Origin of the sequence: Sphingomonas kyeonggiensis, from assembly GCF_014196745.1 — a bacterium.
Lineage (GTDB): Bacteria > Pseudomonadota > Alphaproteobacteria > Sphingomonadales > Sphingomonadaceae > Sphingomonas > Sphingomonas kyeonggiensis.
The window spans coordinates 453065-466706 of record NZ_JACIEH010000001.1; the positions used below are offsets into that span (position 1 = coordinate 453065).

Consider the following 13642-nt stretch of genomic DNA (forward strand, 5'->3'; position numbering starts at 1 on the left):
GTGCTCCCTCGGGCCGGGAAGGCTAGAACCTAGAACCGCGCTTCCTCATAGACCCGGCGGATGTCGCCACCCCAATCGCCGTTGAAGCGATCGAGCAGCACCTGCGCCGGCACCTTGCCCGTGCGCACCACCTCGCGCAGCGGATCGAGGAAGCCGCTCTCATTGTCGCCCGAGGCGTTGAGCCGGCCGCGCGCATTCAGGCCCGCCGCGGCGATGTCGAGCACTTCGCCGGCGATGTCCCTGAGCTTGCCGCCGCCCGGCAGCGGCGCGTCGAGGGCGAGCTTCGGCACCGAGCTGCGCAGCGTCTCGCGCTCCTCCATCGACCAGCCCTTCACCAGGTCCCAGGCCGCATCCAGCGCGCCCTGGTCGTAGAGCAGGCCCACCCAGAGCGCGGGCAGGGCGCAGATCCGGCCCCAGCGGCCGCCATCGGCGCCGCGCATCTCTAGGAAGGTCTTGAGGCGAACCTCGGGGAATGCGGTCGAGAGATGGTCGGCCCAGTCGTCCATCGTCGGCTTCTGGCCGGGATAGGCGGGCAGCTCGCCCTTCAGGAAGTCGCGGAAGCTCTGGCCGGCGGCGTCGATGTACTTGCCGTCGCGGTAGACGAAGTACATCGGCACATCGAGCGCGTACTCGGCATAGCGCTCATAGCCGAAGCCATCCTCGAACACGAAGGGCAGCATGCCGGTGCGCGCCGGATCGGTATCCGACCAGATGTTCGAGCGGAAGCTCAGGAAGCCGTTGGGCTTGCCCTCGGTGAAGGGCGAGTTGGCGAAGAGCGCGGTCGCCAGGGGCTGCAGCGCCAGGCCGACGCGAAACTTCTGCGCCATGTCCGCTTCGGACGCATAGTCCAGGTTCACCTGGATCGTGCAGGTGCGCAGCATCATGTCGAGGCCGAGCGACCCCACCCGCGGCATGTGCTTCAGCATGATGCCATAGCGGCCCTTGGGCATGATCGGCAGCTCGGCGCGCGTCTTGTCGGGCCACATGCCCAGGCCGAGGAAGTTGAGGCCGAGCTTGTCGCCGACCTGCTTCACCTGCTCCAGGTGCCGGCCGGTCTCGCCGCAGGTCTCGTGGAGATTCTCCAGCGGCGCGCCCGAAAGCTCGAGCTGGCCGGCGGGCTCCAGGCTCACCGTGCCGTCGGGACCGGAAAGGGCGATGACGTTGTCGCCCTCCAGCACCGGCGTCCAGCCGAACTGGGTCAGCTCGCCCAGCAGGTCGCGGATGCCGCCCTGCTCGTCATAGCTGGGGGCGTGGAAGTCCTTGGTCGCGAACACGAACTTCTCGTGCTCGGTACCGATGCGCCAGCGCTCCTTCGGCTTCTCGCCCTTGGCGAAATATTCGATCAGCTGGGCGCGGTCCTCGATCGGGGCCGAAACCTTGTTGCTCTCGGTCTTGGTGCTCATGCGAAGGTCTCGACGGGAGGGATCGGGCGCCGGTGGCGCAGTACGGGAACGCGGGAACGGACGTCCTCGACGCGGGAAGGATCGATCTCGGCCGAGCCGAGACCCGCTTCCTCGCCCATGTCGAGCAGCACTTCGCCCCAGGGATCGATGACGAGCGAATGGCCATAGGTGGCGCGGCCATCTTCGTGCTCGCCGGTCTGGGCCGTGGCGATGAGATAGGCGGCGGCCTCGATCGCGCGGGCGCGCAGCAGCACGTGCCAATGCGCCTTGCCGGTCGGCCGGGTGAAGGCGGCGGGGACGGCGAGGGCGGTGGCGCCGGCATCGCTCAGTGCGCGGAACAGGTCCGGGAAGCGCATGTCGTAGCAGATGGCGAGGCCGAGCCTGCCGATCGGCGTATCGACCAGGATCGCGCGCTCGCCGCGATCATAGGTGTTGGACTCGCGCCAGCTCTCGCCGGTAGCGAGATCGACATCGAACAGGTGCAGCTTGTCGTAGCTCGCGCGGATCGCGCCGGCGTCGTCGATCACGAAGCCGCGGTTGCGGAACTTGTCGCCTTCGCCCTTCAGCGCCAGCGAGCCGAGATGCACCCAGATACCGTGCTTCGCCGCGGCTTCGCGCGTCGCGGCGAGGACCAGGTCCTCTTCCTCCGCGACGACATGCTGGCGCGCGCGCTCGCGATTGCCGTCAAGCAGGCCGGACATTTCGGGCGTGAACAGCATTGCGCTGCCCTCCGCCGCCGCCCGCGCAATCCCATCGGTGATGGTGCGCGCATTGGCGGCCGGATCGATCCCGCTCGTCATTTGCAGCAGGCTGGCCTTCATCGATTTCCTCCCCGCAGGCCGGGATCAGCCGCGCTTCGGCTTGCCGACGCCGACCAGCTTGAGCCCGGCGCGTTCCGCCTCGGAGGCGGGATAGACGTTGCGCAGGTCGACGAGCAGCGGCGCCTTGAGCAGTGATTTGATCCGGTCGAGGTCGAGCGCGCGGAACGCATCCCACTCGGTCACGATCACCAGCGCGTCCGCACCTTCTGCAGCGGCATAGGCGCTCTCGCTGAACTCGACGTTCGGCAGCAACGGCCGGGCCTGCTCAAAGCCTTCGGGGTCATAGGCCTTCACCGTGGCACCGGCATCTTCCAGCGCGGCGACGATCGAAAGGCTCGGTGCGTCGCGCATATCGTCGGTGTTCGGCTTGAAGGTCAGGCCCAGGATTCCGACGGTCTTGCCGCGGACGTCGCCGCCCATCGCCTTGATGACCTTGCGGCCCATGGCACGCTTGCGGGCGTCGTTCACCTGCACGGTGGCCTCGACGATGCGCAGCGGAGTCTCGTTGTCTCCAGCAGTCTTGAGCAGCGCCAGCGTGTCCTTGGGGAAGCACGAGCCGCCATAGCCCGGGCCGGCGTGGAGGAACTTGGCACCGATCCGGTTGTCCATGCCGATGCCGCGCGCGACTTCCTGCACGTCGGCGCCGACTTCCTCGCACAGATCGGCGATCTCGTTGATGAAGGTGATCTTCACCGCCAGGAACGCGTTCGCCGCATATTTGATCAGCTCGCTGGTTCGGCGGCCGGTGAACAGGATCGGCGCGCTCTGGTTGAGCGAGAGCGGGCGATAGATCGCGCGCATCACCTCGCGCGCGTCCTCGTCATCGGTGCCGACGACGACGCGATCGGGACGCTTGAAGTCCTCGATCGCTGCGCCTTCGCGCAGGAACTCGGGGTTGGAGACAACCTTGGCGCCGGAGTTCGGGGCCACTTCGGCCATGATCCGCTCGACTTCGTCGCCGGTGCCCACCGGCACGGTCGACTTGGTGACGATCACGCTCGGCTTGGTCAGGTTCTCGGCGATCTCGCGTGCGGCGGCGAAGACATAGCTGAGATCGGCATGGCCATCGCCACGGCGGCTGGGGGTGCCGACGGCGATGAACACGGCATCGGCATCCTTGACGCCTTCGGCCAGGTCGGTGGTGAAGGAGAGGCGGCCCGCCTTCACGTTCGAGGCGACCAGCGCGTCGAGCCCGGGCTCGTAGATCGGCATCACGCCCTGGTGGAGCAGCTCGATCTTGCGGGCGTCCTTGTCGACGCAAACCACCTCGTGGCCGAAGTCAGAAAAACAGGCGCCGGAAACCAGGCCGACATAGCCCGTGCCGATCATCGCGATGCGCAACGTGGATCCCCTTGGGAAGAAACTATGTGTCGCAGATAGCGACGCCTGCGCCCGGGGCAAGGGGCCGCGTGGCGCTCCTCTCCGGAGCAGGGGGCGAGAAAGGCGCGGGCAACAAAAAAGGCGGCCTGGGGCCGCCTTCATATTTGTCGTCCGGGCCGGTCAGCACGGCCTCACGAGAGGTCGCTCCACCGCCGGCCCGGATGAACGTTCCTAGTTAGAACGGACGGATGTCGTTGCCGCCGCCTTCACGGAACAGAAGAGTCAGAAACGCGAACATTGGTAGTCTCCCATCGGTGCGCACGAGTGCGCGATTCGCGTGGTTAAAGATAGCTTAACGATGAATCAATCCGGATTTCTGCGGAGGTGGCTTCGTCAAAAGCGTTTCGGCGGCGTGATTTAACCGTTCCTTCAAGGGTCTGGGGCTAGGCCTAGGGGGCATGTCGGCACGCAAAGAGCCTTTGGCGCCCTTGGCCATCACTGCGCCCAGCGCAGTCGTGAACTCCGCGGAACACGCGGAAATCGCGAGGGAATTCGTGCGGGTCCATGGATCGCGCGAAGGCATGGAAGTCAGCCTTCGCGAGCGTGGGCCCAAGGCACCCGGCAAGCGCGAATTGCACCGGGCAAGTAACGATCGCCATGTCGAGGGACGTTACTGGAGCGTCCTGGGGCTTTGCGAGATTGCGAATTTTGCCTCGCTTCGCCGTCATTTGGGCCGTGCACGCGCCGATTCGCTGGTGCTCGACGTAGCCCGGCGACTCTCGGACATCGTGCCCGACATACGCATCGCGGCAGCCGGCCGGGCGGTGATCGAGATCGCCTTCGAACGGGAATCCCCCGAAGAGGCGGCCGACGATATCGACCGGATCAGCAAGGGTTTCCTGCGCGCGCTCGACCTGGACGGGGAGCCGCACCAGCTCGATATGCATTTCGGCGTGGCCGCCGCGCCCCTGGTCGAGGACGACGAGGTGCTGCTCGCCGAGGCCGCCGAGTCTGCGCTGGACCAGGCGCGGATCGATGGCCGGGTTGTGATGCTCGATCTGTCGCGCGCCGACCTCGCCTTCGACAAGCTCACCCTCATGCGCGAGCTGCCGCGCGCGATCGCCAATGGCGAGATGTTCCTGCAATATCAGCCCAAGGTCCATGTCCGCCGCCAGGAGATCGCCAGCGCCGAGGCGCTGGTGCGCTGGCAGCACCCGACCCGCGGGCTGATCCTGCCGGGCGACTTCATTTCCGTTGCAGAGCAGGCGGGCGAGATCTCGACCCTGACGCTCTGGACGCTCCGCCAGGTGATCGAGGACCAGAAGAAGCTGCGTGAGGACGGCTTCGACATGCTGCTCTTCGTCAACATCTCGGGCCAGCTCCTCGCCGATCCCGCCTTTGTCGACGAAGTGTGCGGCATGCTGGCGACCGCCGACGCCAAGCTCGGCTTCGAGATCACCGAGACTGCGGTGATCCGGGATCCGGAAAGCGCGATCCGCCATCTCCAGTTCTTCGCCGACAGCGGGGTCACACTGGCCATCGACGATTATGGCGCCGGGCTTTCCTCGCTCGCCTATCTCAAGAAGCTGCCGGCGCGCGAACTCAAGATCGACAAGATGTTCGTCACGCAGCTGACCAGCAGCAACCGGGATCCGCTGATCGTGCGCTCGACGATCGACCTCGCCCATGCGCTCGAGATGGAGGTCACCGCCGAGGGCGTGGAGACGCCGTCCGCGCTCGCGCTGCTCAGCGTCATGGGCTGCGACATGGTGCAGGGCTTCCTGATCTCGCGCCCGCTGGGGCTCGACGCGTTCCGCAAGTTCCTCGCGGACGACGGCCATCTCGAAAATGCGAGCGGCCCCGCGTCGTTCGTCCGGCCCGAGAGCTTCTGGAAGCGCGCGTGATGCGCGGCATCCTTCGCAGTCTCACATGCCTCGCGCTGTTGCTCGCGGCTCCCGCGCTGGCCCAACAGCCCCCGCAGAAGTCCGCCTTTCCTGCGGCCATCGAGGCCGAGATCCAGGCCGCCAAGGACAGCATGATGACCGATCAGGCCGTGGCGCTGCGCCATGCGGCCATGATCGACACGCTGGCAAAGCCTCTTGCCGACCCCCGTCAGCGCATCCTCGCGATGGCGACGGCACGCTGGCTGGCGGCGGAGGCGAACCTGCGCAACGATCAGCCCGGCCGCGCCGCGCCGCTGCTTCAGGATGGACTGAATCTGATCGCATCGGTGCCCGAGCCGATCAAGCTGCGCGCCGACCTGCTGATGTCCCAGGGCGCGTTGTTCATGGCCCGCGACCAGGCGGTGAAGGCGCTCGACAGCTATCAGAACGCCTATCGAGTCTTCGGCGAGGCGAAGGAGCTGCGCGGCCAGGCGGTCGCGCTGCAGAATATCGCCTCGCTCTATTTCTCGGCGAACGACAATGCGCGGGCCGAGCAATATTACCGGCAAGCGGCCGATCTCTATGACAGCGATCCGGCACTGTCCCTGTCGCTGCACAATAATCGCGGCAATGTCCTCTTCGCGATGGACCGCAATGTCGAGGCCGGTCGCGAATATGAAGCGGCGATCAACATCGCGCGCACCATGGGCAAGCCGGTTCTCGAAGCGCGCATCCTGAGCAACTATGCCCGCAGCCAGGTCGCGCTCAAGCGCTTCGACGTTGCAAACCAGCTGACGACGCGCGGTTTCGAGCTGCTCAAGGGCGCGGATGCGGATACGCTGCACCGGCATCTTCTCGCGACTGCCGCCGTGCTCGCTTCGGAACGGGGTGACAATGGCCATGCCGTCCGGCTGATTCGCGAAGCCTTTGCCGGCCTCGACCTGACCAAGACGACCGTGGAATTCCGCAGTGACCACCTCTACGCCTATCAGATATTCGACCGTGCAGGCGCCTCGATCGATGCCCTCGATCACCTGAGGGCGGCAAAGCGCATCAGCGACGAGGCGGCCAAGGTGGCGACGACGACCAGCGCCGCGCTGATGGCGGCCAAGTTCAATTGGGCGAAGCAGCGGAACGATATCCTGGAGCTCCAGAACCGCGAGGTCGAGAATCGCGCCCGCACCCAGCTGACCATGTTCCTGCTGATCGGTGCCGCGACGGTGATCGTCATGGGCGCGCTCGGCTGGGGCCTCGTCACCATCCGCCGCAGCCGCAACAAGGTGCGCGCCGCCAACATCGTGCTGGGCGAGACCAATGTCGCGCTCGAAAAGGCGCTCAAGGCCAAGACCGAGTTCCTGGCGACGACCAGCCACGAGATCCGTACGCCGCTGAACGGCATCCTGGGCATGACCCAGGTCATGCTGTCCGATCCGAAGCTGGAGGAGCGGACCCGCGAGCGGATCGGCATCGTGCACGGCGCCGGCGTCACGATGCGCGCGCTGGTCGACGACATTCTCGACGTCGCGAAGATGGAGACGGGCAATCTCAGCGTCGAGGCGGCGCCGATGGACCTGTGCGCCACGCTCCGCGAAGTCACCAAGCTCTGGGAGGAGCAGGCGCGGGCGAAGGGGCTGTCGTTCAAGCTCGAGCTCAGCCACGCGCCGCACTGGATCGTCAGCGACGCCACCCGCATGCGCCAGGTGGTGTTCAACCTGCTCTCCAACGCGATCAAGTTCACCGAGAAGGGCGGCGTCACGCTGCGCGCCGTGGCGGAAGGTGAGGGCGACGCCCGCCGCCTGAAGCTCGCTATCGAGGATACCGGCATCGGCATCCCGCCGGAGAAGTTCGAGGAGATCTTCGAGAGCTTCCGCCAGGTCGACACCAGCACCACGCGCCGCTTCGGCGGCACCGGACTGGGCCTCGCCATCTGCCGTAACCTCGCCCGTGCGCTGGGGGGCGACATCATGGTCGAGAGCGAGGACGGCAAGGGCTCGCGCTTCATCGTCGACCTGCCGCTCGTGCCCGCAGAGGCGCCCGCGGCGGCCGCCGCCAGCGAGAGCGCAGGCGGGCTCGACCTGGTCGTGCTCGACAGGAACCCGATCGCCCGCTCGATGCTGCGCACCCTGCTCGAGCCGCGCGTCGCCCGGCTGCGCTTCGCCGGCTCGGTCGCCGAGGCGCTGCCGATGCTCGCGGAGGCGGGCGTCGGCCATCTGCTGGCCGACGAGGGCACGCTGAAGGCCGAAGCCGATGGCCCGATCCAGGCGCTCGCCGCGCTGCGTGCCGGCGCCGAAAGCGTGCCGCACACCATTCTCTGGCTCAAGCCCGATGCGGAGACCTCGGCTGAGCTGATTGCGGCAAGTGGCTGCAGAATAATCGAAAAACCCGTTACCGGGGCAGCCCTGATTGATGCTATTATTCCACCCGCGGAAGAAAATTCCGATAAGCGGAAGGGGGACCCGCTTGTATCTCGGGCGGCTTAGGGCGATAGCACACCGGACATGACAAAAACGGTCGCGCGCATCTCGGGGAAACCGGTCGCCACGGGCGGACGGGCATGAACATCCTCTTCATAGAGGACGATCCGATGAACCGTCGGGTCGTGAAGGACATGCTCGACGTCGCGGGGGCTACAATGGCCGAAGCCAGCTGGGCCGAGGAGGGCCTGGCCATGCTCGACGCCGAGACCTTCGACGTCGTGCTCGTCGATCTGCGCATGCCGGGGATGGACGGGTTCGAGACGATCGAGCGCATCCGCGCACGCGGCGACGCCAAGGGCGAGCTGCCGATCATCGTCGTCACCGCGGACACCGCCGTCGACCTTCGCGAGCGCTGCCTCGCGGTCGGCGCCGACGACGTGCTGTTCAAGCCGGTGGCGATGGACGCGCTGTTCGATTCGATCGGCCGCGTGCTTGCGATCCGCGGCGGCGGGGGCATGATCCTCTAGGGATCACGCCCGCCGCGCCGGTGCAGAACTACCGCGCGATGCCGATGACAGCGGTTGCCGTATAGCCGGCGGCGACGCTGCCGCTCATCACCGGGGTCTGCTGGGCGATCTGCGCGCTGCTGTTGTCGCCGAACACATTGTCGCTGCTCAGGCTCACGCCCGCGAGGTTGCGGACGCTCGTCGAATAGCCGCTCGCGCCGTTATAGACCGTGCTGCACGCAGCGCTCGGCATGGCGAGCTGCGAGACGAGCGTGGCGTAGCGCCCGCCCGTGGCGTTCGCCAGGCTCGAGAACACTTCGAAATGGATGTGCGGCCAGCGCCCGGCATAGCAGCCTGGGAAGATGGTGGTGAAGCGCACCTGGCCGTTGCTGTCGGTCACGCCGACGCCGCGCAGATAGCTCTCGGCCGGCAGGTCGTAGAGCGAGTATTTCCCGTCGCGGTCGCAGTGCCAGATATAGATGGCATAGCCCGCGAGCGGCGCGCAGGCGGCGTTCACGTCGACCAGGGTGAGCGTCAGCACCACTTCCACGCCCGCCGCGGTCGCGGTCGAGCTGCCGAGGAAGGACGAACGGATGTCGCTGCGCACCACATTGGCGGCGGTGAGCACGTTCGAGGTGACGCCGCTCGAGGTGTTGGTGCCGTCGGCGGGGTAGGGGCCGTTGGTCTCGGTCGGATCGACCACGCAGCTGCCGCTGGTGGCGGTCGCACTCGGGGTCGGGGTGGCAGTGGCCGAGGGGGTTGGCGTCGGCGTCGCGGTCGCCGTGCCGGCGCTGCCGCTCGTCGCGCTGTCGCCCGATCCGCCGTCACAGGCGGCGAGCATCGCTGCGCCGCTCGCGCCGGCGAACCAGCCCAGCGCGCGCCGGCGGCTGGCGAGTTGCGTCATTGCCTTCAGGTCATGGGCCAGGCCCAGGTCGTGCGCGTCTTGATGGTCCATCATGCCTCCTTGGTCGAAGGCCTTCAGTCACATGCCGGACACACGGCGGGATTTCGCGCGGTGGCGCAATGTTTCAGCCTTTTGCAGCTCAGGCCGGTAGACGGACCCGCGCGCGACCGCCGCCGGCGGCCCGATTCTCCAGCGACACCTCGCCGCCATGCGCCTCCGCGATCGAGCGGACGATCGCCAGCCCCAGGCCGGTGCCGCCGGTTTCCCGATTGCGCGAGGTCTCGCCGCGAACGAAGGGCGCGAACAGTGCCTCGGCCCGGGCCAGGTCGAAACCGCGGCCATCGTCCTCCACCAGCACATCCACCTTGCCTTCGCCCAGGCTCCAGCCGAGCCGCGCCCGCTCGCCGTAACGGATCGCATTCTCGATCAGATTGGCGAACAGCCGCCGCAGCGCCGCGCTGTCCCCGCGCACCACCGCGCGCGGGCCGGGTTCCACGGTCACCGGCTTGCCCGCCGCGGCGAGATCGTCGACCAGGCTCTCGATCAGGCTGCCCAGGTCGAGCCGCTCGTGCGGCGCCCCGTCGCGCCCGTCCCGGGTGAAGCTCAGCGCGGCCTTCAGCATCGCGCGCATCTCCTCGATGTCCGCCTCGGCGCGCAGCCGGGCGGCATCGGGCAGCTGCTCGACCCAGAAGGCGATCCGCGAGAGCGGCGTGCCCAGGTCATGGGCGATCGCGCCCAGCATCGCGCTGCGATTCTCCGCCTCGAGCAGGATGCGCTCCTGCATCGAGTCCAGCGCACGCGCCAGTTCGTGCACTTCGCGGGGGCCCTTGTGCGGGATCGGCTGGCGCGCGCCGAGCCGCACCTTGGTCGCCGCGCCGGCCAGCTCGCGGATCGGCCGCGAAATGCGCCGTGCCACGCCCCAGGCGAGCAGCGAGAGCACCAGCAGCACGCCCAGCATCCCCAGCAGCCGGGCAAGATGCCAGGGCGTGAAGGCGGGACGGGGCAGGCTGGATGCGACGATCCAGCCATTGGGATCCTCCAGCGCCACGGTGAAGCTGCCGTGCATGTCCTGGTCGGGATCGCGCGCCGGGAACTGGTAGAGGCCGTGGACCCGCTCGGCCGGCACGCCCAGCAGCCGGGCCACCGCCGCGTCGCGGGCGGGGGAGGGGCGCTCGTCTTCCCGTCCGAACTTGTCCTCGCTGGTGCGCCGCACCGTCATCCGGGCCTGCGCGGTGGGGGGCACGATGCCGGTGCGCAGCGCTTCGGCCACGCGGATCAGCGGCAGCGGTCCCGGCCCGGGCGGCGGGCCGTTGAACATGATCGTGAACTGCGTCGTCGTCGCGATCAGTGCGGCGGCGATGACGAGCAGGACGATGGGTGCCGTGATCGAACGCCGGGTCATGGGCAGATCACTTGGTCGCCACTTCGGTGACGAACATATAGCCTTCGTTGCGGATCGTGCGGATCAGGTCTTCGGAGCCTGGGCGGGCGAGCTTCTTGCGCAGCCGGCTCATCTGCACGTCGATCGCGCGATCGAAATGCTCGGCATTGGGGCCGCGCGAGAAATCGAGCAGCATGTCGCGGGTCAGCACGCGGCGCGGTCGCTCGACCAGCGCGAGCAGCAGCCGGAATTCGCCATCGGACAGGTTGATGATCACATCGTCCGGATCCCAGAGCTGGCGCGCCACGGGGTCGAGGCGCCAGCCGGCGAAGCGCAGGAATGCCCGGGTCGGCGTCGTCGCCGGCACGACGCGATCGGTCTGGCTGCGGCGTAGCACCGAGCGGATGCGTGCCAGCAGCTCGCGCGGATTGGCCGGCTTGGGGACATAGTCGTCCGCGCCCATCTCCAGCCCGACGATCCGGTCGATATCCTCGCCGATCACCGAATGGAGGATCACCGCCGGCCCGGTCTGGCGGTCCATCGAGCGCAGGATGGAGAGGCCGTCCTCACCCGGCATCATCACGTCGAGCACGACCAGCGCGTAGTCGTTCCGCCCGGTGAGTGCGCGCATCTCGGCCGCGCCCGATGCGGTATCGACGACATAGCCGTGCTGCGACAGGAAGGCCGCGGTCAGCTCGCGGATTCCGGGATCGTCATCGACGATCAGCAGGCGGGTCTCGATGTCCAAGGCTGGCGCTAAAGCTGCGAGTTGCATCCCATGGAGTTAAGGTGCGAGCCTAACGCCCGTATTGCATGGCTGCAACGCACGGAAACATATAGACGGAGCGGCGGGGCGTAAGCCGTAAGGGTATTTTGGCGCCTCCCTCTATTTCGTCATCCCCGCGCAGGCGGGGATCCAGAGTCACGCGGGACATCGCTCTGTTACCCTGGATCCCCGCCTGCGCGGGGATGACGATGAAGGAACGGAGGATTGATGCGCTATTGCTAATCAATAGCGCATCAATCCTCCAGGATCTGCGAATGTTTCGCGGTGTCCCGCATGCGCAGATAGGTGACCAGCGAGATGGCGATCATCGCGGTGACGTACCAGTAGAAGCCGCGTTCCCAGCCTTCCTGCTTGAACCACAGCGCCACCGTCGGCGCGGTGCCGCCGAAGATCGCATTGGCGAGCGCATAGGGCAGGGCGACGCCCAGGGTGCGGATGTGCGCGGGGAACAGCTCGGCCTTCACCACCGCATTGATCGACGTATAGCCGGTCACGATCACCAGTGCCCCGGTCATCAGCAGGAATGCGGTCAGTGCGTCACGCGCACCTTCCATCGCGACGAAGATCGGATAGCTGAGCAGCGTGCCGAACACGCCGAACGCCACCATGAGCGGCTTTCGCCCGACTCTGTCCGAAAGCGCGCCGGCCAGTGGCTGGATCGCCATGAACACGAACAGCGCGGCTGCATTCACCTGGGTCGCAGCCGCATCGGAGAAGCCGGCGGTCTTCTTGAGGAAGGCGATCGGGTAGATCGTATAGGCATAGAAGGCGAGCGTACCGCCCGCAGTGAGCAGCATCACCACCGCGGCCTCGCGCGGGTGCTCGCGCAGCAGCGCCAGCGCGCCCGATTTCTTGCCGGCTTCGCGCTTGGCGAAGCTCTCGGTCTCGGCGAGGCGCCGGCGCAGCCAGAACACGCCCAGCGCCAGCACGCCGCCCACCGCGAAGGGGATGCGCCAGCCCCATTGCTTCAGGTCCGCCTCCGACAGGGTCGCCTGAAGCGCCAGTAGCACGACCAGCGCGACGAGCTGGCCCGAGATCAGGGTGACGTACTGAAAGCTCGAGAAGAAACCGCGGTGCTTCCTGCCGGCCATTTCGGAGAGATAGGTGGCGCTTGCGCCATATTCGCCGCCCAGGCTGAGTCCCTGGAGCAGCCGTGCCGCCACCAGCGCGATGGTCGCCGTCACGCCGATCTCGCCATAGCTCGGCGTCGCCGCGATGATGATCGATCCGGCGCACATCAGCGTCACCGACAGGGTCAGGCCGGCCTTGCGTCCGTGCCGATCGCCATAGATCCCCATCAGCCAGCCACCGATCGGCCGCATGAAGAAGCCGATCGCGAATACGATCCACGCGCTGATGTCCTGGGAGGCACCCTTGGGGAAATAATGGGGGGCGAGATAGCTCGCGAGCACCGCATAGGCGTACCAGTCGTACCACTCGACCAGGTTGCCGGCCGATCCCCCCAGGATCGAGCGCAGGCGATGTCGGGGCGGGGCGGCGGTGTCGGCAGCGGTCATCGCGTCACTATGCCGCGAGGAATCGCGCTTGTCTTTGGTCGCGATATCGGCTGTGTGGCGCCACGATTTTGGAGAGGGATTTCCTGAAGATGCGTGCCATGCTGCTTCTCGGCGCCACCCTTGTTCTCGCTGGTTGCCAGTCTGCCGCGGAGCGGCAGGCAGCCGCCACGGGCGAGATCGAAGTGCACAATGCCTCGATGAAGGAAGTCGCCGCGCTGTCCAAGGCGGCCCATTCCAAGATGCTGATGCAGCCCGGCACCTGGGATTCGGGGATGCAGGTCCTGTCCGCCGATTTCACCGACGGACCGGACAAGGCGGACCAGCTGGCGGCGGTGCAGAAGCAGCAGCGCCACGCCACCAAGTGCCAGACGGCGGGCGATCTCAAGCCGCTCGACATCGAGAATCTCGAAAAGGTCGCGGGCACCTGCACCTTCCCGCGCTTCGTGCAGAAGGGCGGGAAGCTCGACGTCGAGATCCAGTGCACCCAGGCGAGCGGCTCCAGGACCACGCTGCTCTACGCCGGCACCATGGGCAAGGACGCCTATGACGTGACCGTGGACCAGAAGAGCGGCGAAAAGGGCCAGCCCGGCTATGCCGCGATTCGGATGCGGGTCTATGGCAAGCGGCTCGGACTCTGCCAGGGCAAGGCCCAGGGCTGATCGGTTTGCCGCGCCTGAGAGGGGGCAGGGCCTGTTCTCGCTTG

At 67.2% G+C, this 13642-nt stretch carries 11 protein-coding genes; 4 read left to right on the forward strand and 7 right to left on the reverse strand.

Features of this window, described 5'->3' with window-relative positions; genetic code table 11:
- Nucleotides 1–29: 29 nt before the first annotated feature.
- The 3 genes from GGR46_RS02190 to GGR46_RS02200 are packed head-to-tail and all read right to left on the reverse strand — an operon-like array spanning nucleotide 30 to nucleotide 3565.
- Nucleotides 30–1403: a glutamate--cysteine ligase gene (locus GGR46_RS02190; RefSeq protein ID WP_183994145.1), complete on the reverse strand. Its 1374-nt coding sequence runs from the start codon at nucleotides 1401–1403 to the stop codon at nucleotides 30–32.
- Complete coding sequence (locus tag GGR46_RS02195) at nucleotides 1400–2224, reverse strand: carbon-nitrogen hydrolase family protein (protein WP_183994147.1); 825 nt, start codon at nucleotides 2222–2224, stop codon at nucleotides 1400–1402. The genes GGR46_RS02190 and GGR46_RS02195 overlap by 4 nt, the downstream gene beginning before the upstream one ends.
- A 24-nt stretch (nucleotides 2225–2248) precedes the next feature.
- A complete protein-coding gene (locus GGR46_RS02200; RefSeq protein WP_183994149.1) occupies nucleotides 2249–3565 on the reverse strand; it encodes a UDP-glucose dehydrogenase family protein in 1317 nt (438 codons plus the stop codon).
- 560 nt (nucleotides 3566–4125) lie between these two features.
- On the opposite strand from GGR46_RS02200, the gene GGR46_RS02205 reads away from it, so the two are divergent.
- From GGR46_RS02205 to GGR46_RS02215, 3 genes are all read left to right on the forward strand, one after another.
- On the forward strand, nucleotides 4126–5448 hold the full coding sequence (locus tag GGR46_RS02205) for an EAL domain-containing protein (RefSeq protein WP_183994151.1): 1323 nt from the start codon (nucleotides 4126–4128) through the stop codon (nucleotides 5446–5448).
- A complete protein-coding gene (locus GGR46_RS02210) occupies nucleotides 5448–7907 on the forward strand; it encodes a tetratricopeptide repeat-containing sensor histidine kinase (protein ID WP_183994153.1) in 2460 nt (819 codons plus the stop codon). Before GGR46_RS02205 ends, GGR46_RS02210 begins: the two co-directional genes overlap by 1 nt.
- A 74-nt stretch (nucleotides 7908–7981) precedes the next feature.
- Nucleotides 7982–8371, forward strand: a complete 390-nt coding sequence (locus tag GGR46_RS02215) for a response regulator (RefSeq protein ID WP_183994155.1) — start codon at nucleotides 7982–7984, stop codon at nucleotides 8369–8371.
- A 28-nt stretch (nucleotides 8372–8399) separates the two neighbouring features.
- On the opposite strand, the gene GGR46_RS02220 is transcribed toward GGR46_RS02215, so the two are convergent.
- From GGR46_RS02220 to GGR46_RS02235, 4 genes are all read right to left on the reverse strand, one after another.
- A complete protein-coding gene (locus tag GGR46_RS02220; RefSeq protein ID WP_425506507.1) occupies nucleotides 8400–9308 on the reverse strand; it encodes a dioxygenase family protein in 909 nt (302 codons plus the stop codon).
- 85 nt (nucleotides 9309–9393) lie between these two features.
- Nucleotides 9394–10656, reverse strand: coding sequence for an ATP-binding protein (locus GGR46_RS02225; protein WP_183994157.1), 1263 nt, complete (start codon nucleotides 10654–10656; stop codon nucleotides 9394–9396).
- Nucleotides 10657–10663: 7 nt separating this feature from the next.
- Nucleotides 10664–11410: a response regulator gene (locus GGR46_RS02230; protein WP_183994159.1), complete on the reverse strand. Its 747-nt coding sequence runs from the start codon at nucleotides 11408–11410 to the stop codon at nucleotides 10664–10666.
- 245 nt (nucleotides 11411–11655) lie between these two features.
- On the reverse strand, nucleotides 11656–12939 hold the full coding sequence (locus GGR46_RS02235; RefSeq protein ID WP_183994161.1) for an MFS transporter: 1284 nt from the start codon (nucleotides 12937–12939) through the stop codon (nucleotides 11656–11658).
- Between the two features lie 89 nt (nucleotides 12940–13028).
- Here GGR46_RS02235 and GGR46_RS02240 point away from each other — a divergent pair, with 89 nt between their 5' ends.
- Nucleotides 13029–13598 (forward strand): DUF3617 domain-containing protein, encoded by a 570-nt coding sequence (locus GGR46_RS02240; protein ID WP_183994163.1) that lies wholly within the window; start codon nucleotides 13029–13031, stop codon nucleotides 13596–13598.
- Nucleotides 13599–13642: the final 44 nt, after the last annotated feature.